Source organism: Nitrospira sp. Vd2, from assembly GCF_979581665.1.
Genome location: NZ_CEFZSK010000013.1, coordinates 14,637 through 41,017 on the forward strand (window position 1 = coordinate 14,637; position 26,381 = coordinate 41,017).

Below are 26,381 nucleotides of genomic sequence, written 5' to 3' on the forward strand. Positions count from 1 at the left end.
GATCAGCTGTGGATGGGGTAGGAGCCGAGGATTTTCAAAAACAGGCAGCGACCTTTGACTTCGTCCAAGGCCTTCTTCACCCGATCCTCCTCGATATGCCCCTCAACATCGACGAAAAAGATGTACTCCCAGGCCTTGCGCCGCGACGGCCGCGACTCAATCTTCGTCATGTTGATGCCGTAGGAGGCGAACGGCCGCAGCAGATCATAGAGCGCGCCGACCTTATCCTTGACGGACAGCATGATCGAGGTCTTGTCCTTGCCGGTGCGCTCCGGCGGCTTCTGCGAGAGGACGAGAAAGCGCGTGAAGTTGTTGACGTTGTCCTCGATCCTGGCCCGCACGACCTTGAGGCCGTACAGGTCGGCGGCGAGTTCGGAGGCAATCGCGGCGGCCTTGGGATCATCGGTACACCGCTCGGCAGCCCGGGCGGTACTCGGCACTTCCGACACGGGGATCTTCGGCGCGTTCGCCTCCAGCCAATTCCGGCACTGCGCGATCGCATGGGGGTGCGAGTAGATGGTATCGATATCCTCCATGCGTCCGCTCTTCGACAGCAGATGGTGCGAGACCTCCTGCAGGACCTCGCCGTAAATGACGAGATTTGAATCGATAAACATGTCCAGGGTGTGATTGACGACACCCTCGGTCGAGTTCTCGATCGGCACGATCCCAAAATGCACGCGGCCCCGTTCCACTTCGTTGAACACGTCTTTGATGCTGTTGACCGGAAGGTATTGTGCCGAGTTTCCGAATTTTTGAATACACGCGAGGTGCGTAAACGTGGCACGCGGCCCGAGGTATGCCACCCTTTGTGGCCCCTCGAGCGATAGGGAAGCCGACATGATTTCTCGGTACACCGAGCGGATGGCCTCGTTCGGGAACGGCCCTTTGTTGTTGCGCATCAAGCGCTCAACGATTTCCGCCTCCCGCCGTGGCGTATGGAGATGCGCCTCGGTATCGTTCTGTTTCTTCAGCCGGCCGATTTCAATGACGTTTTTCGAGCGGTCGTTCAGCAGCCGCAAGATCTCATCATCGATTCGGTCGATCTCCTGCCGATGCGCACTAATATCTTTCTCGTTCGCCATGGGATTCGTAACTTTTGTCGGCCTGATGCTGACTTCCGGCTACCGATAGGAAAGTACGATCATACAGAAGCGCCACGCGAAGTTTCAAGGAGATCAACGTCAGGCGCAGGCGACAGCCGGGACAGGAGGCGATTGACGGTGCGCAAGAGATAGGCGGGTTAGCTCAGCAAATCCTTCTTCTTTCCAAAGTGTTCGAATGCCAGCCGTGTCGCGTGTCGGCCTCGGGCCGTACGCTCCAAATACCCCGACTGAATTAGGAACGGCTCGTAGACGTCTTCCAGCGTCGCCCGCTCCTCATTGACGGCCGCCGCCAGTGATTCGACACCCACTGGACCTCCCCGGAACTTTTCGATGATCGTGAGCAGGATCTTCCGGTCCATCTCATCGAAGCCCGCGCCGTCGATGCCGAGCCACTCCAACGCCTCCTGCGCGACCGCTCGGCTGATCGCCCCTTCCGCCTTGACCTCGGCGAAATCCCGCACCCGCTTGACCAAACGATTGGCAATGCGCGGGGTGCCTCTCGCTCGGCGCCCGATTTCAGCCGCGCCTTCCGAATCGATCGGGACCTGTAGCAGCCCCGCGGATCGGATAATGATCGTCTGCAACTCCTCGGGCGAGTAGAAATCGAGCCGGTGGACCAAGCCGAAGCGATCCCGCAACGGCGACGTCAGCGCGCCAGCTCGCGTCGTCGCACCGATCAAGGTAAAGTGCGGCAGATCGAGCTTGATCGTCCGCATCGCCGGCCCCTGGCCGACGACGAGATCGAGCTGGTAGTCTTCCATCGCGGGATACAACGCTTCTTCGACGGAGGCCGGCAGGCGATGGATCTCATCGATGAACAGGACGTCCCCCTGCTGGAGGTTCGTGAGGATTGCGGCGAGATCGCCGGCATGAGTCAGGACGAGACCGGACGTCGAGCGAATGGCGACGCCCATCTCCCGCGCGATAATATGGGCGATGGTTGTCTTGCCGAGGCCGGGCGGGCCGTAGAAGATCGCGTGATCGAGCGCCTCACCGCGTCGCCTCGCCGCCTCGATACAAATACGAAGCGAATCTTTCATCGCCGCTTGTCCGATATAGTCATCGAGCCGCTGGGGGCGAAGCGCGGCGTCGAGCCCGCGCTCATCTTCGGTCGCTTGCATGCCGACGATGCGTTCTTTCATCGTGACTGCGGCTACTCGCTCTTCTTCTCCGGCACCGTCCGGTACTTTGGCGGCGGAGGCGTTGAGCCTTGCCCAGGCTGCCCGGTAGTGCCGCAATTCGGAGGGCAGCTCACTCCGCCCTGGGACGGATCGGGCAGGTTGGACTCCATCTTTTGCAACTGACATTGGGACACGCGGCCGCCGTTCAACGTCCCGCACATTGACGGGACGACCGACGAGCCGATCTCCCGATACCCCTCGGGACAGGAACCACAGACCGGCAATAAATTCGCCCCGAGCGGCACGCACTGAACGAGCGTCGGATCACCGTCCTTACAAATTTTCGCATCGGTCGTCATGCCCGTCGTCGCATAGCCCTCCGGGCAGGAGCCACACACCATCCGCCGACTCTTGGGCTCTGTCGATTCCTCCGCGCTGAGGAGAGCCGGCATTGCAAGCATGGCCACCATGATCATCATTGCCGGCAACCGCCGTTCCCCGGGGACCTGCCATGCTGAACACATGTTCCACCGTACAGGTCGGTTCCGCCGTTCCATCACCTCACCCCCTTGCAAGTTCCTTAAGTGCCAGTCGGATCACCTCGGTGAGCGGTGCCGCCGCTCCATGCGTCGCCACGACGGTCTTGAGAGCCGCCTTCACATCTTGGCTGCGATAGCCGAGATTGACGAGTGCGGACAGCGCATCGTCCTCCACCGTCTTCTCCTGAGCCGGAGCGGACGCTGGCGCAGGCGTTCCTTGACGCAATCGGCCAATCTTGTCCTTGAGCTCGAGTACGATCCGCCCGGCGGATTTCGCGCCGACTCCCGGCACCGTCGTCAATTTTTCGACGTGACCGCTTTCAACAGCGGACGCCAGGTCCGAAATGGGCAATGTGGAGAGCACGCTGAGCGCAAGTTTTGGCCCGATACCGGAGATCGACGTTAACAGGACGAACGCCTCCTTTTCGGCAGAGGTCAGAAATCCATAGAGTTGAATGGCGTCCTCACGGAGATGCGTATAGATGCGGAGCGAGGAGCTTTCATTAACGTCGGGCAGGGCGTAGAACGTGCTCAGCGGCACGAAGACTTCGTAACCGACACCGTGAACGTCCAGTGTAATCGAGGAAGGCGATTTGAAGGTGAGCCGCCCGCTGAGCGCGGCAATCATCTCAACCTGAGTGGGGGATGAATGACAAACCTTCGACAAACCGCGAAGCGCTTGGTCGATCGTGTCCGCCGGTCCATACGAATCATCCCGCCGCAACCTTTTCCATGATGGCGTCCGGAATATCGAAGTTCGCGTGGACCTTCTGGACGTCGTCATGCTCATCGAGGATTTCCATCAGCTTCAACATCTGCTCGGCAGCCTTTTCCTCGAGGTTCACATAGTTCTGAGGAACGAACGTCACTTCCGCTACCAGCGGCTCGATCTTGGCGTCGGCAAGGGCCTTCTTCACGGCTTCGAAATCGTTCGGAGCCGTGATGATCTCGAAGGCCTTCTCGTCAATCTTTACATCCTCTGCACCGGCATCGAGGGCAAGCGACAACAGCCGGTCCTCATCCACCTTGCCTTTTTCGACGGTGAGCAAGCCCTTCTTCTGGAATTGCCAGGCGACCGCCCCGGCCTCTGCCATGTTGCCGCCGTTCTTGGTGAGCAGGCTTCGGACTTCGGCGACCGTGCGGTTGCGATTGTCGGTCGTGATTTCGAGTAACAGAGCGGTACCACCCGGTCCATAGCCTTCGAGCGTGAATTCCTCGTAACTGACGCCGGGCAACTCACCGGTTCCCCGTTGAATCGCTTTTTTCAGCGTATCGCCCGGCATATTGGCGTCTTTGGCCTTCGCGATCGCGAGCCGCAGACGCGGGTTGCCGTCGGGATCACCTCCGCTTCGTGCGGCGATCGTGAGTTCGCGGATCAGACGCGTGAAAATCTTTCCGCGCTTGGCATCTTGTGCCGCTTTATGGCGCTTGACGGTGGCCCAATGACTATGGCCGCCCATATGGTCCTCCTGCACGCCTGCTATCGCGATTATCAATTTTTCGGATGGGCCTGCAATTTGCGAGGTCCAAAGTGGTCTAACACAGTCGAAAGAGACGTGTCAACGCAACGGAGGAGCCGGCATCGTGCCGGGCATGCTTCGCGGTCGCCGGGCATCGACCACGCTCCACAGCGCAAGAGCCAGAAGCGGGAGACTACGGATCGTGAGCGAGGCGAGGTTCTCGACGCCCGAGCCGTGCATCGCGGCGTGCAGGACGTCGGCTGTTCGTGCCGTAACGCCCAGTGCGGAATCGAGTGCGACGGTGGCGGTGAGGAAGGCCGCGCCCTTTCGCCACTCACGGTGATAGAGCTGACCCAGCCCGGGCAAGACAGCGGAGAGAAGCGCCGCAAGCGTTGAAGAGTGAGCGGCCATAATTATTCCGAATACATCAGAAGCTCGATGCCAATCAGCAAGACGAGGATCGTCCAGATCTTGTCCCATCGCGACTCCGTATCCCCATTGGCCAATATTTTGGATGACCCGGCTGTGATCGCGATCACCCCCATCGCAGCATGGTGCAGCGCAATCTTATGGGCCGCCGGATGAGAGCCATGGCTATGCAGGAAGAGGGACACGCCCCCGAGAATTGCCAAGGCGGGTAGGGGGAAGCTTGCCCACCGATGGTTCAGTCCGTTCGTACGCCGAAGCCATTCGACAGTGCCGATCGCCAGCAGAAAGATCCCGAACCACTTGTGCTGAATCGTCTCCCACTCTCCGGTGAGGAACGTCTGGGCAACGGTCATGGTGCCGATCGGCCACCCGTCATGATCACTCCAGACCAGCAGAAAGAGGCCTGCGGCGGCCATTGAGAGTGGGAGGATCAGGCGTACCAGACTCCTGGCGCGTCCGACGACTACGCCCGGCCATTCGCTCAGCGCAATCAGGATAACGAACATGCCGGCCAGGTGGTGATTGAATTCGGAGTAGGCACGCCCCTCGGCTGAGCCCTCCCATTGAAGATCGGCGCTTCCCGCATGATGCACCCCGTGGTGGCCATGGCCGTCCGCACCAACGTCCCTTTCGTGAGCATTGAGAACAAGCAGGTCGGCAAGCACGAGCGGCGCTACGACCAGTAGGCAGCAGAACCAACGAATCGAACTCATGCACGTCCTCGTTCGTGACAGTAAAAGGCCCATCCGGCGTTATACCGGATGGGCCTTTCTTGGGACAAGACGCCCCAACACTCGCTACATGAACTTCATGAACTTCTCTTTCGCCTCGTCCATGACCTGCGCCGTGATCGTCGTCGCGCCCCGCTCTTTGGCCAAGCGTTCAATCTCCCGGCGAGCCATCGGCCGGATGAAATCCGGAATGTTCTCCAACCGCTTCTCGGCTTCCGCCGTCCACGCCACGCCGTTGGACTCGTTCTTCGAGTCGTCCATCACCTGGAGATTGATCGTCGTGTATCCGTGCTTGCGGGCATAGGTCTCGACGCTGCTCTGCACCATCGGTCGCACGAACGAAGGCAGCGCTTCGAGCTTTGTCTTGGCGTCAGCCGTCCACGTAAACTCCGAGGACAGTGCAGCCGGTTTCCCCCCCGACGTCAATCCCATTTCGGCCACCATAGCCGAGAACGGACACCCGCCGGACTTTTCCCCTTCTTTCTTGGGCGCCGCGGCAGAAGCCGGCTGGCCGCCCTGGATTTTCTCATTGAGGTACGACGCCATTTGCCCTGAGCCGGCGAGCGCTTCATCTTTGAGCGTCCCGCGTGTCATTTCAAACGGCTCGGCTGCGACGGTCCTCCCGCCAAGCTTCACGCCTAGGGAGCTGACCATTTGCGTCTCGCCCGGATTCGTCACCATCGAAAACTTCGCGCCGCAGGAGGGGCACCCAAAGAAGACGCCCAGGGACCCTTCCCCCGGCTTCTCAACCTTCTCGAAGGTCATGTAGGTTTCACAATTCAAGCACACAAATTTCATGACGGCTCCTCTTGGCCGACTATAACTTCTCGGCCAGCACCTTCTTATAATCCAATAAGGCCCGGATGCGGCCGGCAATCTCTTGATATCGCCGAATCGTCGGATAGTGCTCGTCCAGCAGTGGCGCACCTTTATCGAAGGTTCGTGCGAGCGTGCGATCGAACGGAATCCGGCCCAACAACGGGACGTCGAGCGCCTGGCACAACGCCTCGGTGTTGCCCTCGAAGAGTTCGTGCTCTGCCCCGCATGATGGGCACCGGTATTCGCTCATGTTTTCGATCATCCCGAGGACTCGGATACCCATGTCGCGTGCATACGTCACCGATTTTTGGACCACATCAGAGGCGACTTCGGAGGGCGTGGTGACGACAATGGCCCCCGCGAGGTCGGGAATGAAACCGGCGATGACCGGGGGCTTATCGGCGGCGGCCCCGGGCGGGAGATCGGTGAGCAAGTAGTCCAGCTCACCCCAGATCACGTCGGCCAGAAACTCGCGGATAACGTTCATCTCCATCACGCCGAGCCAGACGGGACTCAAGTCCATCGGTCCTTTCCATCGGACCGGTGAGGCTGGATCGAGAAAAAAATCCATGGAAGCGACTTTGATGCCAAGCGGCCCGACCGGCGGCAACGCCCCGTCTCCCGTCATTGTGAGTGCCTGCCCGGTCATACCGAGCATTCGGGGGACACATGGACCGTTGAGATCGACATCCAGCAAGCCGACCTTCGCACCCTGGCGAGCAAACGCGAGGGTGAGATTCACCGTGGTCATGCTCTTACCGACGCCGCCCTTCCCGCTCATCACCACGAGCTTCTGCTGAATCCCCGCCATACGGCGTTGCACCTGCCGCATCTGTTCGGTGATCTGCTGGACGACCTTGGCATCGTCGCTGTACTGAAGTTTCCTCAGTATGGATTTCAGGTCCTTCTCAGCCATGGAAGCCACGGTAGCATAGCGGTTTCTGACGAGTCAAACGGCCGGAACTCGTGTGAGATTGGCTCAAGTCGCGGGAGAGTTGTCGTTCGGTTACTTAGATGGAATACTGGAATGTCGGCTTCGCGCCGATCGCTTGGGCTAACACGCCCTTGCGCTTCAGTTCCTCGATAATCCGCTGTCCGGCCTCATCAAAATTCTTTGGCCCACCGAAATGCAGGTCGGCGTGAGGCGGGGCGTCCTCCTCGGTCTTGCTCATGTGAACGGCGAGCACCGGCGTCGGATGCACGAGCGTCCGAATCGACTCGACCACGGCTTGCCCGGGAAGGCCGAACGGGTTCGTGGTGGAGACGACAATGAGCCCGGTATCAACGAGTAGCCGGGCCACCTCCCCATAGCGCCGCACCATCTCCTGCGCGTGTGCCGCATCGGTTTCGGAAAGATCGGCGTCGAGACCGTGCCGCAGGTTCTCGGCATCCAACAAATAGGCATGCCGCCCTTCCGCCACGAGCATGGCTTCCAATTTGCGCGCAAGAAATGACTTCCCGGTGTGCCGCCCGCCGGTCAGCAGCACGATCGCCGCCCGATGCCCATAATGCTGGGCCCGCGCCTCCGGACTCACCTCGCCTTTGATCCAGGCAAAATCGCGTCGTCTGGCTTCGTCCCGAAGATCTTCCTGCTCATCGCGCACGGCTTCGGTGATGATGCCGCCGCCCGCGATATCGTACTCGTCCACCAGAACGAATCGCCCGGTGATCTCGAACGCTCGCGAGAGGTCGAAGGCAATGGGGGCCTTGCTACGAATGGTGACCTCGGCGACTTGGTTCTTCTCGACGACATGGCCGCCCTGTTGAAGATCCAGCGCGGTGGTATCGACGATCCGTTCGATCGAGCCGACCTCGCAGCCGACCTCCCGTGTGGCGAGACGAAGGAGATATTTTTTCCCACGCTGCAACGGCCGGTGGCCCAGCCAAAAGATATTGGCGCGGAACGTCGTGGACACGAAGGGCACATCCTCGGCATGCGAGGCGATTTCTCCGCGTTCGATAAAAATCTGTTCATCGAGCGTGATTCCGACGGACTGCCCGGCCGAAACCTCGGTCAGCGGCGGCTCGATATTGAAGGCTTCAATGGTTTTGACGTTGGCGCTCTTATTCGAGGGGGAGAACACCAGGCGATCGCCGACTTTGAGCCGGCCCGCCGCCACGCGTCCGGCCACGATGCGTCGTGCATCGAACTTGTAGACGTCCTGCACCGGCAGCCGGAGCGACTGCTGCGCGCGAGCGCTCTCCTTCTGAAAGAGCGCCAAGGCATCCAAGACGGCCGGACCGGCATACCACGACATTCGCGGGCTCCGGCGAACGATATTTTCTCCCAGCTTCGCACTGACGGGGATGAAGTGCTGCGGTACCACCTTCAACTGCGACAGGAACTCCCGATACTCCTTTTCGATTGCCTCAAAGACGTCTTGTCGATAGCCGACGAGGTCCATCTTGTTGACGACGACCGACACTTGTTTCACCCCCAGCATCGACAGGAGGTACCCGTGCTTCTTCGATTGTTCTTTCACGCCTTCCAAGGCATCGATGACGAGCAGGGCCGCCTCGGCCTGCGCGGCCCCCGACACCATGTTTTTAAGAAACTCCTTATGCCCGGGAGCATCGATGATGATGTACTGCCGACCATTCCAGATAAAGAACGTCCGCGCGGTATCGATCGTGATGCCTTGTTCCTGCTCCTCGAGGAATGCGTCGAACAGGAACGCATACTCGAACTCCTTGCCTTGCTGTCGGCAAATCGCCTGGACTTTCTCAAGCTTGCCCTCCGGCAACGACCCCGTGTCGGCGTACAGCCGGCCCAGGAGCGTCGACTTCCCATGATCGACGTGCCCGACGATCACGATGTTCATCGTCTCGGAAGGTTTGGTGTCTATCGCCCGCATGTCCGTTCTCATACAGAAGAATGCTCAAACGGCAATCTATTCCACCCACCCGCCCCAGGCGCGCCAAGACGCGCCCCTTCCCGTTGAGGGCCGCAGGGGAGAAAAAACCGCAGGCGTACGCTTACACCTTCCCACCCCAGCCTGCCAAGACAGGCTCTCCCCGTGTGGGCTACGTTGAGGGCGCACGGCGCGACGAATATGTCGCGCCAAGTTTGTGCGCGCCGCCGAGATGGTGAGGCGGCCGGGATTTTTTCGACCCAAGAACGAAGCTGGATGCCCGTTTCAGCATTCTTCGTCACATGTAGCCTTCTTTGCGTAGCAACTCCATCCCCCGCCCCTCATCCTGAGCCCGGCCCGCACGCTCCGCGACGGTCGTTTGACGGAGTTCGGCAATGATATCATCCACGGTCTTGGCGGTTGACTTGATCGGAAACGTGCACGGCGCACAGCCGAGGCTGCGGTACCGCGTGCCGTCTCCTTTGTCCAAATAGAGGTCGATGAACGGGATGTTTTCGAGCTTGATGTATTCCCAAATGTTGATCTCGGTCCAGTCCAGGAGCGGATGGATCCGAATGTGCGTGCCGGGCGGAAACGTCGTCTTGAATTGATCCCACAGCTCCGGCGGCTGATCACGAAAGTCCCAATCGCCGTGCTTGTCGCGCGGAGAAAAGTACCGTTCCTTCGCCCGCGTGCCTTCTTCATCCGCGCGGACACCCAGGATGATCCCGGTGTAGCCTTTGTCTTCGATGAGCTGTTTGAGCGCATTCGTTTTGAGCGCAGTGCAACAGGTCACGCGGCCCATCGTATGATTCATCCCGGCGGCCAACGCTTCCTTGTTCTGGCCCACGACGAGATTGAGCCGCCATTCACGGGCGAGTCGATCACGGTATTCGATCATTGCCGGGATCTTGTAACTCGTATCGACGTGGAGCAATGGGAACGGCACATGACCGAAGAAGGCTTTCCGCGCCAGCCAGAGCAAGACCGTCGAATCTTTGCCCATCGACCACAGCATGGCGAGGTTGTCGAAATGCTTGTACGCCTCGCGCATGATGTAGACGCTCTGATCTTCCAGTTGCCGCAAGTGCTTCACGCCGCCGACTCCTTTTTCCCTGTACTCACCGTGAGATCGGCGAGTTTCTGCGCCGCGCCTCCGGACTCCACCGCCTGCTGTGCGATCCGGACGGCCCCTGAGATCGACGAGCTCACCCCGGCGGCATACAACAACAACGCGCCATTTTGCACAACCCAGTCCCGTTGAGCCCCTCGAACCTCGTTCCGCATAATTCGCCGCAGCAGCACCGCCTCTTGACTCACCTGCCCGGGCGGGCCCGCCATATCGCGAAACGAGCCTCGCGGGAGGCCGATGTCGGTCGGATTGAGCGTGAGGGGCAGCACCTGCTCGCCGGTCAAATCCAACACACGGGTCGCCGCCGCAATGGACAGTTCGGGCTCTCCTTCCACACCGCGAACGACGAGGGCACGGCGGCTCCCCAGCATTCGCAGCGCTTCGGCGGTCTTCTCAAAATAGGGCGGGTGTGTGATGCCGATGACCTGCGCCGGCGCGCGCGCCGGATTGAGCATTTTCGCGACAGGATGAAACAGCGTCCGCACACCCAGCTCGTCGCGAAGCTGAAGGAACTTGGCCAAAGGCGGATGGTACAGCGCGAGGTCCAAGTATCCGAAGTCTTGCGTTTGCACGTCCGCAGCCACGCGATCCGGAACGCGGTCATGCGGGATGCCGAGGGCGGCGAGCACCGCGCCAGTGGTCACGCGCCCGGGGGTTCCGTCGATCCCGTGCAGCAGCACGGCCGCGCCTGTGGCCGCCGCAATGATGGCGCCGCCGATCAACGCATGAAACGTGTCCTGCTTTCCGGCATACGTCCCCACGTCGACGAGCGGACGTTTCGTTGTGATACGTATCGGCGCGACATACTCGCGCGCCGCAGAGGTGAATGCGGCGAGCTCGCTCACGGACTCGAGCTTCACCCTCATGGCGAGGACAAAAGCGCCGACCTGCGCGGGTGACGCCTTTCCTTCGATCAACAGGCGCATGGCCTGCTTCGCTTCATCCCACGTCAGGTCCTTGGACGCGCGGGGACCCTTGCCGACTTTCGCGATGAAGGCTTGCATCAGAACGTCAGCACCTGATCCGCCGGCAGCACGGCTTCCTTCCAAAAGGCCTCCGCCCGTTGGACTTCATCAAGTTCAGGAATCAACTTCTCGACGGGTATCTCGAAATACTCGAGCGACTCCCGACACACGGAAAACTTGGCGTCGCCCTTTTCCTTGATGTCCCGCAGCAGCATCGGCAAATCATGAAGCTTGCGGTCCTTCAAGAGCGTTCGGACCTTCACCTCCCGCCCGCGATACGCATCCGAAAACCTCAGCTCCTGAACTTTCTCGATCGTCACTTTCGGTGCGGCCTCATCGCGGAAGAGTAGGCTGACCTGCCAACCGGATTCCACCGCGAAGAGTGCCCACTGGCAGGCCTGCAACAGATTGTTGTACGCACCCCTTGTCACGATGATCGCGATCTTCTTCATACCCGTGTCTCTCCGTCCTCAACTCATTGGTTCGTTTAGTTCGATATCACGACTTGTGCAGTCCACACTCAGTCTTCCCGAAATTGCGCCAGCGGCCGGCCCGCGGATCTTCGCCGGGCACGACCGACGAGGTGCAATGGGTACATCCGATGCTCGGATAGCCCCGATCGTGCAGCGCGTTGTAGGGCACTTCGTGTAGGCGGATGTACGTCCACACATCGTCCGCGGTCCAGGTGGCCAGTGGGTTGACCTTGACGAGAGCAAACTTCTGGTCCCACTCGATGAGTCCGGCCTGCGCGCGGGAGGACGCCTGATCGCGGCGAATGCCGGTAATCCAGGCCGCATACCGTTGCAACACACGCGTCAACGGCTCCACCTTGCGAAGATTGCAGCAACGATCAGGCTCACGGAGCCACAGTCCATCCCCATAGCGCTCGGCCTGTGCGTCGGGCGTGAGCTCAGGCGTCACCTGAATGACGTGATCCGCTTGCAAGCTATAGCGTGCGACGATGCGGTCGCGAACGTCGATCGTCTCAGGGAAGAGAAAGCCCGTGTCGAGATAGAAGAGCGGCACCGACCGATCGATCTTCTGAATCATGTCGACCAAGGCCACGTCTTCCGCGCCGAAACTGCACGCCAGGATGATGCGTCCCGAATACTGCTCGAGCGCATAGCGCAACACGTCCCACGGCGGCCGCCCTTCAAACGATGCACTGAGCGCCTTCAGCGTCTCCTCCGGCGGCCGGTTCGACAAGTTCTGCTCTTTCATTTCTTACTTTATCCAGAGCCACGACGCTGAGGCCGATACTGCGCGCGTCCAGCGAGCACTAGCTTTTCGCCGCGCTTTGCGAGCACAAAGGCCTCAGCGTCGTGGCTTCCCTATCCTTCCACTTTTTCGACGAGTACCTTGTAGTGCGCCGCGTCCGGCTCCAACGGCTCCTGCGCCAGGATCTTGTGGCCGTCATTGCGCAAACTCATTGGTACATTCTTGATGGGCTCGCCGGCGTCCAACCACACTTCCAGCCGTTCGCCCGCCTCCATCATTTCCAGCTTCAATTTGGTCTTCACGTAATTCAGGGGGCACGCGACGCCCCGTAGATCATAGACGGACGCAGCAGTCGTCTCGGCCGGCGCGGTCAATGCAAGAGCCGACGAGGGCGAAGGCTTCGGCTCTGCCGGCGTCGCATCGGCCTTCAGCTTCAGGTCCTTTCCGATCTGCTCGGTCGCCGTGCGGCAGAGTTCGATGAAACCTTGGGCGAAGCTGAGCTTCGCGCGCGCGAACTCGGGCGTCGTCTCCTTCGGGCCGAGGTCGCCAATCTGCCCAGCCAGGTTGCGATAGGAAGGACTGATCATTCCTTTGCCAGCCAGCCGTTGCTCGAACTCGGCAAACGTCTCGGCGTCGGTCGCCGGATCGAGCCCCTCGGTCACCAACAGCGCTTTCACCGCCGCCAGCACGGCTCGGTATGACTTGTTCACGGAGACTGCATATTGATGCTTCTCCAAGAGGAGACGCGCCTGATAGAACTCCTGCTCGGCTTCGAGCATGCGGTTATCGATCATCTCCAGCGCACCGCCGGCGCACTCGCCCGGCCCCAGGTCCTCCAGCACGAACTCCTGTTCACCTTCCCAATCGTAGTAGTAGCTCCGGTCCTGTTCGAATGGCGGTACGATCGTAAAGGGAATCAACTCCTCCTTGAGCACCGCCTTCCGCGTGCGGTCCAGAAACGCGGGCATCGTTTCGCCATCCCGGCGGTCACGTCGGTAAACCGAGACGAGATGGGAAATCGCGGCCGGGACGTTCTTGGCCGGAAGCTTCACCGTCATCTGCGCGATTTTTGCCGTGCCGTTCACCTGACCGCCCAGATGCAACTCGTAGTGCGGTGCCACGTGGTCCCCGATTCGCTTGCCAACGCCGTGCAACCCGATCGTCGCGATATGGTGTTGCGCACACGAATTGTGGCAGCCGCTGATCTTCACTCGCACGTCTTTGAGGTCATCGGGGACTTGGCCCGCGGGAAACACTTCCGCCATCGCACGCGCCAGTCCTTTAGAAGAGGTGATACCGAGGCCGCAGGTGTCAGTGCCTGGACACGCGATGATATCCTCCGTCAATTCAGCACCCGGATCTGCCAGCCCATGGTCGCACAGGGTCGCATACAGATCGTGAAGCCGGGCTTCGAGAATCCATCGGACGATGATGTTCTGATTGATCGTCGTCCGGAGGTTACCATTCGAAAAGGTTTCCGCCACATCTGCGAGCACATTCATCTGCATCGCGGTCATGTCGCCCATCGGCAGCTTGACGATCGCGGCCGCATAGCCATGCTGCTTTTGACGAATCACATTGGTCCGCTCCCACATGCGATACCGAGATTCAATGGCGGCATCGCCATTGCCCGGTCGGTCGCCGTGCCCGGCGCCGTTGCCGTTTGTCGCCTTCAAGGAGATCGGCATGACGAGCGGCGTTGGGGGATCATCATGCTCGACGATGGGTCGTGGGGTCGCAGGACGACCCGCGGTGAGCGCGGCATAGGCGTCTTGCCACCGGCGCTTGAACTCGTCGAACCCGAGCTTGTCGATGACGAACTTCATTCGCGCCTTGTGCCGGTTTTTTCGGTTACCCAGCGCATCGAAGACCTTGATGACCGCCTCGACGCTTGGGATGAGTTCCTCGATCGGGACGAACTCGCGCAAGACTTGAGCGATGCGGGGTGTTGAGCCGAGACCGCCACCAGCCGACATTCGAAAGCCGATCGCGCCGTTCGCATCGCGGACCGCCAGCAGACCAATGTCATGGATGGGCGTCAGCGCGCAATCATGGCGGCATCCCGAGAACGCAATTTTGAATTTGCGTGGCAGGCTCTGGTTCAGCGGATTCCGTAACAAGTGCAACGCCACCGTCTTGGCATACGGGGTCACATCGAACACCTCGCCGGGACAGACTCCGGCCAGGTGACAGGCCGTGACATTCCGGACCGTATTGGCACACGCCTCCCGGGTCGTAAGCCCAACCTCGGCGAGCAAGCGCATCATCGTGGGCACGTGATCCAGCAACACAAAATGCAGCTGGATATCTTGACGGGTCGTCACATGCGCTACTCCGGTGGCATACCGATCAGCGAGTTCCGCCACGCGGCGCAACTGATTGCCGGTTAACCCCCCGAACGGGATTTTGATCCTGAACATTTGCACGCCGGGCTGCCGCTGCCCGTAGATGCCGTGCTGAAGCCGGAAGGGTTTGAAGATGTCCGCGTTGACCTCGCCCGCTTGCAGTCGCCGGACCTCGGTTTCGAAGGCCTCGATTTCCTCCTCGATCGCTGGGGGAATCGGAGCCGCCTTGATGTGATATGTCGTCTGGACCGGTCCCATGATCGTTCTCCTGCTCCGTCTGACGAATGTGGTGCGGCCTAAATGTGGTACATCAAGGCGCGCTTCTGTTCGAGTTTGTGGTAGCGATCAACGAGGTCCTGAAGAGACACGGCCGACAGCACCGCGACCTCGGCTTGCCGCACGCGGTCCCACACGTCGCCGAGGAGGTCATCGGCCTTGCTGGTCCGCACCGATCGGTGGCCATCTCCATTTCCAGCAGCCTCGCGGGAGCTGCCCAACGTGCCATCAAGCGCATTGAGCATCTCGGCCAATGTAATCTCCGCAGGCTTCCTTTGAAGCACATACCCACCTTGCGCACCGCGCACACTTTCCACGAGTCCTGCCTGTTTCATCGTATGAAGAACCTGTTCCAGGAAGCGGACCGGAATGCCTTGTCGTCGGGCAATGGCTTTCGATTGCACCGGGATGTCGCGTGGTTCACGTAACGCCATATCGAGTGCCGCCATAATGCCATAGGTTGCCTTCAGAGAGACCCGCATTTACGACTATTCCGATGGGAAATAGAGAACCATATAACTACACGTGAAACTAGCCATCTGTCAAGGTGTCGGTCTCCAGGGTCTATGTTTGGTGTCCCTCAGTACAGAGCAGTTCGTGCATTGACTTCGATAAAGGGTTGGGAGATAATCCGCCCCTCTTCCTGGTACTGATGATGACCCGGTCTTCCGCCTTTACCGTCCTCCTCCTCACTCAGAGTTCCGACCTTCAAGGGCAACTAAAACACGACCTTAAGGACGCGACGGTGATCGTGGCCAAGGATGTGGCATCCTTACCACGACCCAAGCGAGCATTTGATGCCGTGTTACTGGATGCCAAACGGGCAGCGTCGAATGAGTGGGCGGACGTGCAGCGCTCCGTAGACCTGTCTCAAACGGTCATCATTGCCGGTTCCGGCGAAATGTTGCGGCAAGCGGCCGTCGTCGTGAACACCATCCACTCCAACGGTCACCTTCCGGGAGCGGCCGACAAGGTGTGCCTGGAGCATTACATCGAATCGAAACTGGCAGAGTTCGTCAAAGGGATGAAGAGCACGGCGGGCCGCGATCTCTACGCCATCCTGATGGCAGCCGTGGAACGTCCGTTGATCACGTTCGCCCTAAAAGAAACGAACGGGAATCAGCTCAAGGCGGCCCATCTGCTCGGCATGAATCGGAACACGCTCAGGAAAAAGATCGGTGAGCTTCGGATCGCGGTGAAACGCGAGCGGTCGCGACGAGCGGCCACTCCTGCCTAGTCGTCCATAGATTGAACCCGACCTAGCGTGAACCCGATCATCAGCATGTCGGAACTTCTCGTAAGGGTTGGAAATGTTGACAGATCGCGAACGCCTATATTAGCATGTGCCGACATTAGGCGCGTAGCTCAGGGGGAGAGCGCTACCTTGACACGGTAGAGGTCGACGGTTCAAGACCGTCCGCGCCTACCATCCCGCCACAGGCATCGGACCGCCTTGCGGTGTGATGCCTTTTCTTTCTCCTGAGGCGAGCAGAAACGCAAGCCCGTTCTGCCGGTCCCTGGGATGGTCGAAAGCAGGAAGGCAGTCGTCGGGCCGGCCATAGCAAGACATTTCGAATCAATGCCCACCGCCAGTGAGATTCAAGTGACGTTGCCGAACGGCAATGTCCGTCGTGTCCCTTCAGGGACTACCCTCGCCGCGGCACTTAGCGAAGACACCAAGCCGCTTCCTCCAGAGATCATTGCCGCCAAAGTGAACGGCGTCCCGACCGATCTCAGCGCGCCGCTCACGATGGATGCCGCTGTCGAGCCGTTGACCTTCGCTTCACCGGAGGGGCGCGAGGTCTACCGCCACAGCAGCACCCATATCATGGCTCAGGCCGTCAAGGAATTGTTCCCGTCCGCGCAACTAACCATCGGGCCGGCGCTCGAGGATGGCTTCTATTACGACTTCGCGTTCGAGCGGCCCTTCACACCCGAGGATCTCGAGAAAATTGAGGCGCGGGCGCTGGACATCATCAAGGCCAATCGGCCGTTCAAGCGGATGGAATTGCCGCGCGAGAAGGGCCTCGAGTTTTTCCGCGAGCGGGGGGAGCAGTACAAGGTCGAGCTGATCCAAGGCTTCGAGGATCAGACGGTCTCACTCTACGACCAGGGATGCGGCTTCGTCGACCTCTGCCGTGGCCCTCATCTCCCGAGCACCGGGCGGGTTGGAGCCTTCAAGCTCCTCAGCACCGGCGGGGCGTACTGGCGTGGCGACGAGCGTAATCCAATGCTGCAACGCATCTACGGCATCTCGTTCCCCACGCAGGCCGAGCTCGACGCCTACCTGAAGCGGATCGAAGAGATCAAGCGCCGGGACCATCGGAAGCTCGGCAAGGAATTGGACCTCTTTACGATTCAAGATGAGATCGGCCCCGGTCTGGTGCTCTGGCACCCCAAGGGGGCGCTGGTGCGCTTGTTGATCGAGAATTTTTGGCGCGAGCAGCATCTCCGCCACGGATACGAGCTCGTCTACTCTCCGCACGTCGCGCGACTCGACCTGTGGCGCACGAGCGGTCACGTGGACTACTACCGCGAGAATATGTTCATCCCAATGAAGGTGGAAGCGAGCGAGTATCAGCTCAAGCCGATGAACTGCCCCTTCCATATCATGATCTATAAGTCGCATCTCCGCAGCTATCGCGATCTGCCGATCCGTTACGGGGAGTTGGGGACGGTGTACCGTTACGAGCGGACCGGCGTGCTGCACGGCTTATTGCGGGTCCGTGGCTTCACGCAGGACGACGCGCACTTGTTCTGCCGCCCCGATCAGATCCAGAGCGAAGTCAGCCATGTCCTCGACTTCACGTTCTTCATGCTGAAGACGTTCGGTTTTCAAGACTTCGAGGTGTATCTCTCGACCCGGCCCGAGAAGGCCGTGGGCTCGCTCGAACGTTGGGAGCAGGCCACCGGCGCCTTGGAAGCGGCGCTCAAGAGCCGTGGCATCGCCTATCAAGTCGATCCGGGCGAAGGCGTGTTCTACGGACCCAAGATCGACATCAAAATCAAAGACGTGTTGGGACGCGCGTGGCAGTGTTCGACCGTGCAGGTGGATTTCAACAACCCTGAACGTTTCGAGCTCGGCTACACCGGCGAGGACGGCAAAGCGCACCAGCCGATCATGATCCACCGCGCGCTGCTCGGTTCGATCGAGCGCTTCTTTGGGATCTTGTTGGAACACTACGCCGGCGCGTTTCCCACCTGGCTCGCGCCGGTTCAGGCTCGGGTGCTGTCGATCACCGATAAGCAGCGCGAGTACGCAGAATCGGTGGTCGCGCAACTGAAGGCCGCCGCCCTGCGCGCCGAAGCCGACTTTCGCAATGAGAAGATCGGCTTCAAGATCCGCGAGGCGGAAAAGGCGAAGATTCCCTACATGCTGGTGGTCGGGGACCGAGAGATGGAAGGTGGAACGGTTGCGGTTCGTGGGCGCAGTGGCGCGAACCTTGGGACCCTGACCGTCCCGGCCGTCATCGAGACGATCAAAGCCGATATCGCCAAATTCCGTCCGGAGGAGTCGTGACGAAGGTACATAATCTTTACCAAGGAGGTGTCGTATCGTTCCCAAGCTGAGGGTGAACCGGGAAATCCGTATTCGCGAAGTTCGGGTCATTGGCCCTGACGGCGAGCAGTTGGGCATTCTCCCGACGCCGGATGCCTTCCGGAAGGCGCAAGAGCTGGGTTATGACCTTGTCGAGGTCGCCCCGACTTCTCAGCCGCCGGTTTGCCGCATCATGGATTATGGCAAGTACAAGTACGAACTCAGCAAGAAGGAACATCAGAGCCGACGCCATCAAAAATCGACCCAGGTCAAGGAAATCAAACTGCGCCCGCGCACGGACAAGCATGATCTGGAGATCAAGATCCGCCAGATCAAGGAATTCTTGGCCGAAGGTAACAAAACCAAAGTCACCGTGACGTTCCGCGGCCGTGAGATGGCGAATACCGAACTGGGCCGTGGCGTGATGAACACCGTGATCGAGCAGTTGGCGGATGCCGGTACGATCGAGTACCAGCCGCGGATGGAGGGGCGAAGCCTCATCATGATTGTCGCGCCTAAAAGTTAGGAACGCGGCCGACGAGAAAGGACACCATGCCGAAACTGAAGTCTCACTCAGGGGTCAGCAAGCGGTTTAAGCGGACGGGGAGTGGAAAGCTGGTCAGGCGGAAGGCCGGGCGTCGGCACCTGCTCACCAGCAAAGCGCGTGACCGCAAGCGGCGGTTGAAGGGAGCCGTCGCGATCGAAGCCAACGCGCAGTATGCGATAAGCCGTCAGATGCCGTATCAGGCGTAACAAATGGCATTGACGGATTGAGCATCAGTCATTCAGGGACCTACGAGAGGAGTAAGCCATGCCACGCGTGAAAGGCGGTCCGAAGACCCGGCAACGACGAAAGAAGCGGTTGAAATTAGCGAAGGGTCAGTACGGCGCCAAGAGCCGGCTGTTCAGAACCGCCACGGAGTCGGTGGACAAGGGACAGGTTTATGCCTATATCGAGCGGAAGAAACGGAAGCGGAACTTCAGGCGGCTCTGGGTGGCGCGGATTAGTGCCGCCGTCCGCTCGCATGGGCTGACCTATAGCCGGTTCATGAACGCGCTGAAGAAAGCCAACATTGGGCTGGATCGCAAGGTCCTCTCCGACATGGCGATTAAGGATCCGGCTGGCTTCAAGCAGCTTGCGGAGATAGCCAAGCAGCCCGCCTAGGACCGCTCTCTACTCCTGTCCGTCAGCGGGACCATCGACGGGCAGGAGATCAGCTTCCCCCCAGCAGTCCGTCCAACGACAGCTCAAAGGCCACCGTCGGCATCGTGATCTGCCAACGTTCCAGCACCTCTGGGTGCATTTCGCCGATCACGCCGATCGGCCGAGCGCTAATTGAGACGCGACCGGCGCGGCCATCGAGAAACGCGGGATGGTCGAAGGGCTGAAGTTCATACGAATAGCCGAGATAATAGAGCAACAGATCGAGCACCGAATGGATCTCGGAAAAATTCGCCGTCGCATGGGCAATCACCGCGGCCAGCGAGAGGACCGTCCGTGAGCCATGGTCCTCGGCGTCATCGGGCACGGCGATTTCCCCGACTTCGAAGAGGCGGTGCGGGTAGAAGCTGCGCGTGGATACGGACTCGACTCGCAGCAGCGAGGGAAGGACGGACTGCCGCAAACAGCCGAACGTCTGCGTCATCACATTATCAACTTCGACCACCCGGCCCCACTCAGTCCCCTCGAGCCGCATGCGCTCGATGAGGTCAAGGCGCGACGACAAGAGATTGGACATGATCTCCTGAAAGCCGAACCCCACCATCAAATCGCGGATCCGATCTGACGCCTGTTCCAATCGGGACAGCCCACCAACCGTAAATTGGGACGGCATGATTGGGGAGAAAACTTGATACCCTAGGCTGATCGCCACATCTTCGGCGACATCGACCGGATGCATGACGTCGTTGCGATAAGGTGGCAATTTGACCGTGACTTTCTCGCGCCCGGTCGTCACCTGGTAGCCGTACGTCGCCAGTGCCTCCTTGATCTCGTCCCCTTTCAGCTCTTCCCCCAAGGCCGTTTCAATCGCCTTGATCGAGACCGGACGCGCTTTTGCAAAATCCGTTGGCGTCCGGATCGCCTTCCCCATGCTGGTGTCGTACGGATATTCCACCTCGACCGGCTCGATCGCGGCTCCACGATCCGCCAGATTCACCGCCATGATGTTCAAGGTCAGGAGCACCATGAGGAGGTCGGTGCCTGTGACTTCTACGAACAGCTCTCGGTCGCCGACGCGAACCTCGCCGATTTCACGACTGTTGATGATCGGCGGCAGGGACAACACATGACCCTCGTCGTCGATCAGCAGTGGCACGCGGTCCGAACCGCCGATGATATGGCCGTACTCCAAACCTTTGGGGTGCACCGTCAGGATTTCGCGCGCCGTCATTTTCTCGTCAAAACCAAGCGGCGTGAACCGCGCCGCGTCGGCGTTCGTCAGCGTATAGGTGACCGGAAAGACGATGACCGGCAAGCGGTAAAGCCCGATCGAGACCGTCTGCCGCTTGCGGCCGAAGATGTCGGCGAGCTTCTCTTGAACTTGGATCAATTGCGCCAACCCCGGCTCCGTCACTTGATAGCCGATGGCGGCGCAACCGGCGACGTAGGGTCGTACCCGATCCAGCCCCGGACTCACGGCGATGCGCCGCGGCGTGCGGCTCTTGCCCTCGAAGAACTCATATGCGGGCGGCTGGCGCTCGATCTTGGCTCGGATTTGACGAGCGATGCCCTCACACGACCACAGGTCGGGACGATTGCTGTCTTGCAACTCGATGCGAAGCTGCCCGGTGTCCGCGTCGCGCTCTTTCAGCTCGCCTTTGACCAGCGGCAGCCAGGATTCGAGCAGCCGCTCCGTCAGCGGTTCCGCCCCAGCCGGCCTCCGCAGCAATCGCTCGAAATCACTTTGATCGATCGAAATGGTGGGCATGTCTTAAACAGTGATGAGTGATAAGTGCTGGGTGCTGAGGCGCCCGGCGTCACAAATAAGTGACCCCACGTTTGGGCGCGCCGGCGAGGTCCACGACGCGCCGAATAAGGCGCGTCACGCTTGTGGACGCCGGCGAGACGGTGAGCCGGCAGTGTCTCGTGAGCCGGCCGTGTCTTGCTAAGTCTTGATGGATGACGTCCAAGAAACCGAGGGCCAACCTGGAACCGCTGTGCTTCATACGCTGTTTTTTCTCATCGCCTTAACTCAGCACTCATGGCTCAGCACTTCTTCTCAGAAGCGCCCCCGCATGGTTCGGATCAATTCCAGGTCGCTGGTGAAGAGATCACGAATGTCGTGAATGCCGAGCGCCACCATCGCCATGCGGTCGAGGCCCAGCCCCCAGGCGATGACGGGCACATCGACACCCAGTGGCAGCGTGACCTCGGGCCGGAACAGTCCCGCCCCACCCAGCTCCATCCACCCCAACCGCGGATGCCGCACGTGCAACTCCACCGACGGCTCGGTGAATGGGAAGTAGGCGGGCAGAAATCGGCTCTCCTTGGCCTGCGCCACTTCTCGCGCAAATAGGTCGAGCAGTCCCAGGAGGATGCGAAAATTGATGTCCGGCCCGAGGACGATGCCTTCGACCTGAAAGAAGTCGGTGGCGTGAGTCGCATCGACGGCATCGTAGCGAAAGCAGCGGGCGATCGAAAAATACTTGCCGGGCACCGCCGGTCCTGATGCCAACGTGCGCGCCGAGACGGCCGTGCCCTGGCTCCGCAAGATCAGTCGACGCGCCCGTTCGCGATCGTACTGATATGACCACCCCGTCGAGCCGGTATCGCCACCGTGCTCGTGCGCGGCCGCCACGCGGTCGAGGAACGGCTGGGGTTCTGTGCGCGCGTGCGCGGGCTCTTTCACGAAATAGACATCGTGAATCGCGCGGGCCGGATGGAATTGCGGCATGTACAGGCTGTCCATGTTCCAGAATTCAGTCTCGACGAGCGGTCCACGCATCTCCTGAAAGCCCATACTGACCAGCTTGGCTTTCACGCTGTCGAGAAACTCCCGGTAGGGATGTTTGCGCCCAACGGCGATCCGGGGCGGCCGCAGGCTGATCGAGTATTTGCGAAAGCGCTTCGTTCGCCAGGATCCGTCCTTGAGTAATTCGGGGGTGAGTTGCGAGACCTCCTCACCTACCGAGGTCAGGAGCGACTGTATCGAGGCGCCGTCAGCGGTCAAGGCATATGCCCGGTCGGGACGCTCATCGAGCCGAAACGGCTCACGCGTGTTGCCGCGCTTCACGGCGTAGAGCTTGAGGATCTCCTGCATCGGCTCGGAAAAACTGCTCAGCTCCCGCTTCCCCTTGTGGAGTTGCTGCAGCAGCGCGCGAAGCGTCTCGGCCGTCCGGCTCGTCGTCCCCGTCGCTTCGACGATGCCGCCCGGCACGATCCGGATCGCCCCTTCCTTCTTCAACGCGCCGATCGCGTTGCTCAACTGCGTGGGCTCAAGATTCTCAGCCGCTTGCAGGTCTTGGACCGTCACGCGCTTTCCCGTTTGCTGGGCCTGCTTCAATGTAGAGAGGATGCGCTCGATGGGCGCATACTTCTCGAAGTATTCTTCCCCGATATCGGTCAGCGAGACGAACGTCTGGATCGTTTCGTCCTTGATCTCGACCAATCCCTTGGAGAGCAACCATCCAATCGCCATACTGAGTTGAGAAGGTTCGAGACCGGCCGCCTGGGCGAGATCCGGTTCATGGAGGCCAGCAGAAGACGACGTGCCCCCGAGCGCGCCTAGGACCTTGACTTCAAGCGGATGAAGACTTTCGATCAGCGCGGCGGGATCGTTCATTACGATCGAGAGTGGTCCCGGGAGCCGGCGGCTCGACCAGCGGTGACCATCGACTGCCCGGCCTGCCGGAGCGCGGTGATGGTGGCGCGGTAATCGTCGCTACAGAAGATGGCCGACCCGGCGACCAGGATGTCTGCACCCGCGGCAATGATTCGGCCGGCATTGTCGACCTTGACACCACCGTCCACTTCAAGGGCGGCCCGGCTGCCTTTCTCATCGATGAGCCGACGGGCGCGTTCGATTTTGGAGAGTACGAATTCAATGAAGTGTTGCCCACCGAATCCCGGATTCACCGACATGACGAGCAGTAGGTCGACGTCCTGAATGATCTCTTCCACGGTGATCAGGGACGTTGCGGGATTCAGCGTCACGCCGGCTTTCACTCCACGCTCCTTGATCGCATGCACCGTGCGATGTAAGTGCGGGCATGTCTCGACGTGAACCGTGAGATAATCAGCGCCGGCATCGGCAAACTCGCCGACAAACGCATCCGGGTTGGTGATCATCAAATGCACGTCGAGCGGGAGTTTCGTCACCTTCCGCAGCGCTTCGACGATCGGGGGCCCAACGGTCAAGTTCGGGACGAAATGCCCGTCCATCACATCGACGTGCAGCAGATCGGCGCCGCCCGCTTCCACGCGCGCGACTTCATCGGCGAGCCGAGCGAAATCCGAGGAGAGGATGGAAGGCGCGATGCGGATATCGTTGGGCATGGTCAGCCGGCCCTCCGCAGCCTGGCTGCAAAAAATCCATCCATGGATTGAGCCGCGAACATCGTCGAGAGAAAACCCCGAGGGGTGACGAGATCAACAGCGGCAGCAGGGAGCCAGGGTGCCACTGATTCGATTGCGTACTCGGGATGCGTCGAGCAGAAGCGCTCGATCACCTGCTCATTTTCTTCTGGTTCGGTTGAGCACGTACTATAGACGAGAATCCCGCCGGGCCGCAAGAGATCGGCGACATTGGCGAGAATCGCCACCTGTCGGGCCTGCTGCAGACCGAGCACCGATTCCACCTTTCGCCACTTCGCCTCCGGGTGCCGCCGCAGGACGCCGAGCCCACTGCACGGGGCGTCGACGAGGATGCGATCGAACGGTGCGTCCATCGCACGCGGGCGGGCGGCGCCACCGGACGCTCGCGCGACGTCGAACACGAGCGGCGTCAGAATCGAAACGCCCAGGCGGCGCGCGTTCTCTTCCAGTAGCCGAAGTCGGCGGGGACTCGCGTCGAGCGCGACGATCTCGCCGTCATTGTGCATCAGGGCCGCCATGTGCGTCGCTTTGCCGCCGGGCGCTGCGCACGCATCGAGCACGCGTTCGTGGGGCTTGGGGTCTAGGACCGCGGGCACCAGTTGCGCCGCCTCATCCTCGACATAGAACGCGCCTTCGTCAAAGAACGGCACGCTGCGCACGTCGCCTGGCTTCTCGAGGGCGAGGCCGACGGGACTGATGTCAGTGGGTCGTACGAGAATGCCGGCCGCCTGAAGCCGATCCCGCAATTCCTCTCTGGTAATCCGAAGCGTATTCGCCCGTATCGTCAACGGCGGTACCTCGCTCGCCTTCCGACAGAGAATTTCTGCTTGCTCCACCCCATGGCGCCCCACCCACCGCTCGACCAACCAACGGGGACACGCATACTGCAATGAAAGTGCGCCCACGGGATCGCGATCCCTCTCGGGCAGTGGCGGCGCCGGCTGTCGGATCAAGCTGCGCAGTACGGCGTTGACGAATGCACTCCAATCGCGACCAGGGAAGCCCTTCACAAGAGCGACCGATTCGTTCACGGCGGCGGATGGCGGGATGCGGTCGAGATAGAGAAGCTGATAGGCGCCGAGGCGCAGCGCGGTCTGTACGGGCACGGGAAGGCGCGACATCGGCCGGCTCGCCACGTGATCCAACCGCCAGTCGAGCGTGAGCCGGCGACGGAGGACGCCATACGTGAGCTCAACCGCGAGCGACCGATCACGTGCATCCAACGGTGAGCGCGTGAGCGCCTCGTGAAGCAGGTCATCGGCCGGGAGCGCGCGACGGGTGAGTTCTTGAAGCGCAAGAAAAGCCACCCGACGAGCGCCGGGCGACGTCGGGCGAGGCATGGATCAGGCCGGAGGGGTCGAAGTGAGCGCCGAATGCAGCACAAGGCCCGGCCGGAGGCGGTGCCCGGCGAGATACTGTTGCGCCGTCATCCGCCGGCTGTTCGCCGGTTGCAGCTCCAAAATTTCCAGCACACCATTACCCGTCATCACCTGGATCGCATCTTTTGTGATTCCGATCACTGTGCCCGGCGCTGCGGCCGCCGTTGCGCTTTCGCCGGGCCGGGCCCGCCAAATCGTCCAGCGTTCCTGATCGGCGAACGTGTAGGCGCCCGGCCACGGGCTCAGCCCCCGGACGCGGTTGGCGATTTGAACGGCACTCAGCCGCCAATCGATCAGTCCATCTTCCTTCTTGAGCATGGGCGCCATGGTCGCCTGCGAATGATCTTGTGGCTGTGGCTTCAAGCTGCCCGCCTTCAATTGCCGAATGGTCTCGACGAGCAGCCGCCCGCCGACTTCGGCCAGCTTCACCGACAACGTTCCGGCCGTATCCTCCGGATCGATTTGCACGCGCTCCTGCAGCAGCATCGCGCCGGTGTCCATGCCGGCATCCATCAACATCGTCGTGATGCCGGTCTCACGCTCACCGTTGATGATCGCCCACTGAATCGGACCGGCCCCTCGATACTTCGGCAGCAACGATCCATGCACATTGATACAGCCGTTCGGTGGGAGATCCAGGACGACTTGCGGCAAGATCCGCCCGAACGCCGCGACCGCGATCAGATCCGGCTGCCAGGCTTTCAAGGCCTCCAAGAACGCCGGGTCTTTCATTTTCATCGGCTGCAAAATCGGCAATTTCTCACGCAGCGCGATATCCTTGATCGGCGAGAAGACGAGCTCCTGCCCGCGCCCCTTCGGCTTGTCAGGCTGTGTCACGACGCCGACGACCGTCTCTTCCGATCGCAACAACGCTTCCAAGGACGGCACCGCGAAGGCCGGCGTGCCCATGAAGACAATTCGCATGCTATCGCTTT

Annotated in this window: 26 protein-coding genes and 1 tRNA gene; 6 read left to right on the top strand and 21 right to left on the bottom strand. The window is 60.6% G+C overall.

Going from position 1 to position 26,381, the window contains the following annotated elements:
• Positions 1-2: 2 nt before the first annotated feature.
• From pheA to AC1U7K_RS07325, 16 genes are all read right to left on the bottom strand, one after another.
• On the bottom strand, positions 3-1,085 hold the full coding sequence (gene pheA, locus AC1U7K_RS07250) for a prephenate dehydratase (RefSeq protein WP_480250369.1): 1,083 nt from the start codon (positions 1,083-1,085) through the stop codon (positions 3-5).
• 158 nt (positions 1,086-1,243) lie between these two features.
• The gene (gene ruvB, locus AC1U7K_RS07255) at positions 1,244-2,248 is read right to left on the bottom strand and encodes a Holliday junction branch migration DNA helicase RuvB (protein ID WP_480250370.1); all 1,005 of its coding nucleotides are present in this window, start codon (positions 2,246-2,248) and stop codon (positions 1,244-1,246) included.
• Positions 2,249-2,259: 11 nt separating this feature from the next.
• Complete coding sequence (locus AC1U7K_RS07260) at positions 2,260-2,751, bottom strand: hypothetical protein (protein WP_480250372.1); 492 nt, start codon at positions 2,749-2,751, stop codon at positions 2,260-2,262.
• A gap of 37 nt (positions 2,752-2,788) precedes the next feature.
• On the bottom strand, positions 2,789-3,394 hold the full coding sequence (gene ruvA / locus AC1U7K_RS07265; RefSeq protein ID WP_480250373.1) for a Holliday junction branch migration protein RuvA: 606 nt from the start codon (positions 3,392-3,394) through the stop codon (positions 2,789-2,791).
• An 82-nt stretch (positions 3,395-3,476) separates the two neighbouring features.
• Entirely contained in the window at positions 3,477-4,226 is a 750-nt protein-coding gene (locus tag AC1U7K_RS07270; RefSeq protein ID WP_480250374.1) for a YebC/PmpR family DNA-binding transcriptional regulator, read from the bottom strand.
• Positions 4,227-4,325: 99 nt separating this feature from the next.
• Positions 4,326-4,637: a hypothetical protein gene (locus AC1U7K_RS07275; protein WP_480250375.1), complete on the bottom strand. Its 312-nt coding sequence runs from the start codon at positions 4,635-4,637 to the stop codon at positions 4,326-4,328.
• A gap of 2 nt (positions 4,638-4,639) precedes the next feature.
• Positions 4,640-5,368 (bottom strand): hypothetical protein, encoded by a 729-nt coding sequence (locus tag AC1U7K_RS07280; RefSeq protein WP_480250376.1) that lies wholly within the window; start codon positions 5,366-5,368, stop codon positions 4,640-4,642.
• A gap of 84 nt (positions 5,369-5,452) precedes the next feature.
• Positions 5,453-6,184, bottom strand: coding sequence for a PCP reductase family protein (locus tag AC1U7K_RS07285; protein WP_480250377.1), 732 nt, complete (start codon positions 6,182-6,184; stop codon positions 5,453-5,455).
• 19 nt (positions 6,185-6,203) lie between these two features.
• Positions 6,204-7,121 (bottom strand): Mrp/NBP35 family ATP-binding protein, encoded by a 918-nt coding sequence (locus AC1U7K_RS07290; protein ID WP_480250379.1) that lies wholly within the window; start codon positions 7,119-7,121, stop codon positions 6,204-6,206.
• Positions 7,122-7,215: 94 nt separating this feature from the next.
• Entirely contained in the window at positions 7,216-9,060 is a 1,845-nt protein-coding gene (locus AC1U7K_RS07295; RefSeq protein WP_480250380.1) for a GTP-binding protein, read from the bottom strand.
• Between the two features lie 295 nt (positions 9,061-9,355).
• On the bottom strand, positions 9,356-10,153 hold the full coding sequence (cysD, locus tag AC1U7K_RS07300) for a sulfate adenylyltransferase subunit CysD (protein WP_480250381.1): 798 nt from the start codon (positions 10,151-10,153) through the stop codon (positions 9,356-9,358).
• Positions 10,150-11,193, bottom strand: a complete 1,044-nt coding sequence (trpD, locus tag AC1U7K_RS07305) for an anthranilate phosphoribosyltransferase (RefSeq protein WP_480250383.1) — start codon at positions 11,191-11,193, stop codon at positions 10,150-10,152. The genes cysD and trpD overlap by 4 nt, the downstream gene beginning before the upstream one ends.
• Positions 11,193-11,606: a hypothetical protein gene (locus tag AC1U7K_RS07310; RefSeq protein ID WP_480250384.1), complete on the bottom strand. Its 414-nt coding sequence runs from the start codon at positions 11,604-11,606 to the stop codon at positions 11,193-11,195. Before AC1U7K_RS07310 ends, trpD begins: the two co-directional genes overlap by 1 nt.
• A 46-nt stretch (positions 11,607-11,652) precedes the next feature.
• Positions 11,653-12,375, bottom strand: coding sequence for a phosphoadenylyl-sulfate reductase (locus AC1U7K_RS07315; RefSeq protein ID WP_480250385.1), 723 nt, complete (start codon positions 12,373-12,375; stop codon positions 11,653-11,655).
• Positions 12,376-12,485: 110 nt separating this feature from the next.
• The gene (locus tag AC1U7K_RS07320; protein WP_480250386.1) at positions 12,486-14,975 is read right to left on the bottom strand and encodes a sulfurtransferase TusA family protein; all 2,490 of its coding nucleotides are present in this window, start codon (positions 14,973-14,975) and stop codon (positions 12,486-12,488) included.
• A gap of 38 nt (positions 14,976-15,013) precedes the next feature.
• Entirely contained in the window at positions 15,014-15,475 is a 462-nt protein-coding gene (locus tag AC1U7K_RS07325; protein ID WP_480250388.1) for an RrF2 family transcriptional regulator, read from the bottom strand.
• Between the two features lie 170 nt (positions 15,476-15,645).
• Here AC1U7K_RS07325 and AC1U7K_RS07330 point away from each other — a divergent pair, with 170 nt between their 5' ends.
• The 6 genes from AC1U7K_RS07330 to rplT all read left to right on the top strand — a co-directional run bounded on the left by AC1U7K_RS07330 (position 15,646) and on the right by rplT (position 19,696).
• Positions 15,646-16,230, top strand: coding sequence for a helix-turn-helix domain-containing protein (locus tag AC1U7K_RS07330; protein WP_480250389.1), 585 nt, complete (start codon positions 15,646-15,648; stop codon positions 16,228-16,230).
• 117 nt (positions 16,231-16,347) lie between these two features.
• Positions 16,348-16,422, top strand: a tRNA-Val gene (locus AC1U7K_RS07335).
• 150 nt (positions 16,423-16,572) lie between these two features.
• On the top strand, positions 16,573-18,513 hold the full coding sequence (gene thrS, locus AC1U7K_RS07340; RefSeq protein WP_480250390.1) for a threonine--tRNA ligase: 1,941 nt from the start codon (positions 16,573-16,575) through the stop codon (positions 18,511-18,513).
• A gap of 52 nt (positions 18,514-18,565) precedes the next feature.
• Positions 18,566-19,057, top strand: a complete 492-nt coding sequence (infC, locus tag AC1U7K_RS07345; RefSeq protein WP_480250391.1) for a translation initiation factor IF-3 — start codon at positions 18,566-18,568, stop codon at positions 19,055-19,057.
• Between the two features lie 26 nt (positions 19,058-19,083).
• Positions 19,084-19,284: a 50S ribosomal protein L35 gene (gene rpmI, locus AC1U7K_RS07350; protein WP_480250392.1), complete on the top strand. Its 201-nt coding sequence runs from the start codon at positions 19,084-19,086 to the stop codon at positions 19,282-19,284.
• 58 nt (positions 19,285-19,342) lie between these two features.
• On the top strand, positions 19,343-19,696 hold the full coding sequence (rplT, locus tag AC1U7K_RS07355) for a 50S ribosomal protein L20 (protein WP_480250393.1): 354 nt from the start codon (positions 19,343-19,345) through the stop codon (positions 19,694-19,696).
• A gap of 49 nt (positions 19,697-19,745) precedes the next feature.
• Here the strand turns inward: rplT and pheT are convergent, their stop codons facing one another.
• The 5 genes from pheT to fmt form a co-directional block, all read right to left on the bottom strand.
• Complete coding sequence (pheT, locus tag AC1U7K_RS07360) at positions 19,746-21,461, bottom strand: phenylalanine--tRNA ligase subunit beta (RefSeq protein ID WP_480250394.1); 1,716 nt, start codon at positions 21,459-21,461, stop codon at positions 19,746-19,748.
• Between the two features lie 291 nt (positions 21,462-21,752).
• The gene (gene pheS, locus AC1U7K_RS07365; RefSeq protein WP_480250395.1) at positions 21,753-23,315 is read right to left on the bottom strand and encodes a phenylalanine--tRNA ligase subunit alpha; all 1,563 of its coding nucleotides are present in this window, start codon (positions 23,313-23,315) and stop codon (positions 21,753-21,755) included.
• Entirely contained in the window at positions 23,315-24,028 is a 714-nt protein-coding gene (gene rpe / locus AC1U7K_RS07370) for a ribulose-phosphate 3-epimerase (protein ID WP_480250396.1), read from the bottom strand. The genes pheS and rpe overlap by 1 nt, the downstream gene beginning before the upstream one ends.
• Positions 24,029-24,030: 2 nt before the next feature.
• Positions 24,031-25,407 (bottom strand): 16S rRNA (cytosine(967)-C(5))-methyltransferase RsmB, encoded by a 1,377-nt coding sequence (gene rsmB, locus AC1U7K_RS07375; protein WP_480250397.1) that lies wholly within the window; start codon positions 25,405-25,407, stop codon positions 24,031-24,033.
• A 3-nt stretch (positions 25,408-25,410) separates the two neighbouring features.
• On the bottom strand, positions 25,411-26,370 hold the full coding sequence (gene fmt / locus AC1U7K_RS07380; RefSeq protein WP_480250398.1) for a methionyl-tRNA formyltransferase: 960 nt from the start codon (positions 26,368-26,370) through the stop codon (positions 25,411-25,413).
• Positions 26,371-26,381 lie beyond the last annotated feature (11 nt).

Bases quoted from the DNA above. Each gene is read 5' to 3' on its own strand.
- AC1U7K_RS07275 (WP_480250375.1), bottom strand. From the start codon at position 4,637: ATGGCCGCTCACTCTTCAACGCTTGCGGCGCTTCTCTCCGCTGTCTTG.
- rsmB (WP_480250397.1), bottom strand. From the start codon at position 25,407: ATGCCTCGCCCGACGTCGCCCGGCGCTCGTCGGGTGGCTTTTCTTGCG.
- rpe (WP_480250396.1), bottom strand. From the start codon at position 24,028: ATGCCCAACGATATCCGCATCGCGCCTTCCATCCTCTCCTCGGATTTC.
- AC1U7K_RS07285 (WP_480250377.1), bottom strand. From the start codon at position 6,184: ATGAAATTTGTGTGCTTGAATTGTGAAACCTACATGACCTTCGAGAAG.
- pheS (WP_480250395.1), bottom strand. From the start codon at position 23,315: ATGAACGATCCCGCCGCGCTGATCGAAAGTCTTCATCCGCTTGAAGTC.
- thrS (WP_480250390.1), top strand. From the start codon at position 16,573: ATGCCCACCGCCAGTGAGATTCAAGTGACGTTGCCGAACGGCAATGTC.
- ruvA (WP_480250373.1), bottom strand. From the start codon at position 3,394: ATGATTGCCGCGCTCAGCGGGCGGCTCACCTTCAAATCGCCTTCCTCG.
- fmt (WP_480250398.1), bottom strand. From the start codon at position 26,370: ATGCGAATTGTCTTCATGGGCACGCCGGCCTTCGCGGTGCCGTCCTTG.
- AC1U7K_RS07270 (WP_480250374.1), bottom strand. From the start codon at position 4,226: ATGGGCGGCCATAGTCATTGGGCCACCGTCAAGCGCCATAAAGCGGCA.
- AC1U7K_RS07295 (WP_480250380.1), bottom strand. From the start codon at position 9,060: ATGCGGGCGATAGACACCAAACCTTCCGAGACGATGAACATCGTGATC.
- AC1U7K_RS07325 (WP_480250388.1), bottom strand. From the start codon at position 15,475: ATGCGGGTCTCTCTGAAGGCAACCTATGGCATTATGGCGGCACTCGAT.
- AC1U7K_RS07315 (WP_480250385.1), bottom strand. From the start codon at position 12,375: ATGAAAGAGCAGAACTTGTCGAACCGGCCGCCGGAGGAGACGCTGAAG.
- AC1U7K_RS07320 (WP_480250386.1), bottom strand. From the start codon at position 14,975: ATGGGACCGGTCCAGACGACATATCACATCAAGGCGGCTCCGATTCCC.
- AC1U7K_RS07310 (WP_480250384.1), bottom strand. From the start codon at position 11,606: ATGAAGAAGATCGCGATCATCGTGACAAGGGGTGCGTACAACAATCTG.
- pheA (WP_480250369.1), bottom strand. From the start codon at position 1,085: ATGGCGAACGAGAAAGATATTAGTGCGCATCGGCAGGAGATCGACCGA.
- rplT (WP_480250393.1), top strand. From the start codon at position 19,343: ATGCCACGCGTGAAAGGCGGTCCGAAGACCCGGCAACGACGAAAGAAG.
- AC1U7K_RS07280 (WP_480250376.1), bottom strand. From the start codon at position 5,368: ATGAGTTCGATTCGTTGGTTCTGCTGCCTACTGGTCGTAGCGCCGCTC.
- AC1U7K_RS07290 (WP_480250379.1), bottom strand. From the start codon at position 7,121: ATGGCTGAGAAGGACCTGAAATCCATACTGAGGAAACTTCAGTACAGC.
- AC1U7K_RS07330 (WP_480250389.1), top strand. From the start codon at position 15,646: ATGATGACCCGGTCTTCCGCCTTTACCGTCCTCCTCCTCACTCAGAGT.
- pheT (WP_480250394.1), bottom strand. From the start codon at position 21,461: ATGCCCACCATTTCGATCGATCAAAGTGATTTCGAGCGATTGCTGCGG.
- rpmI (WP_480250392.1), top strand. From the start codon at position 19,084: ATGCCGAAACTGAAGTCTCACTCAGGGGTCAGCAAGCGGTTTAAGCGG.
- trpD (WP_480250383.1), bottom strand. From the start codon at position 11,193: ATGCAAGCCTTCATCGCGAAAGTCGGCAAGGGTCCCCGCGCGTCCAAG.
- ruvB (WP_480250370.1), bottom strand. From the start codon at position 2,248: ATGAAAGAACGCATCGTCGGCATGCAAGCGACCGAAGATGAGCGCGGG.
- AC1U7K_RS07260 (WP_480250372.1), bottom strand. From the start codon at position 2,751: ATGTGTTCAGCATGGCAGGTCCCCGGGGAACGGCGGTTGCCGGCAATG.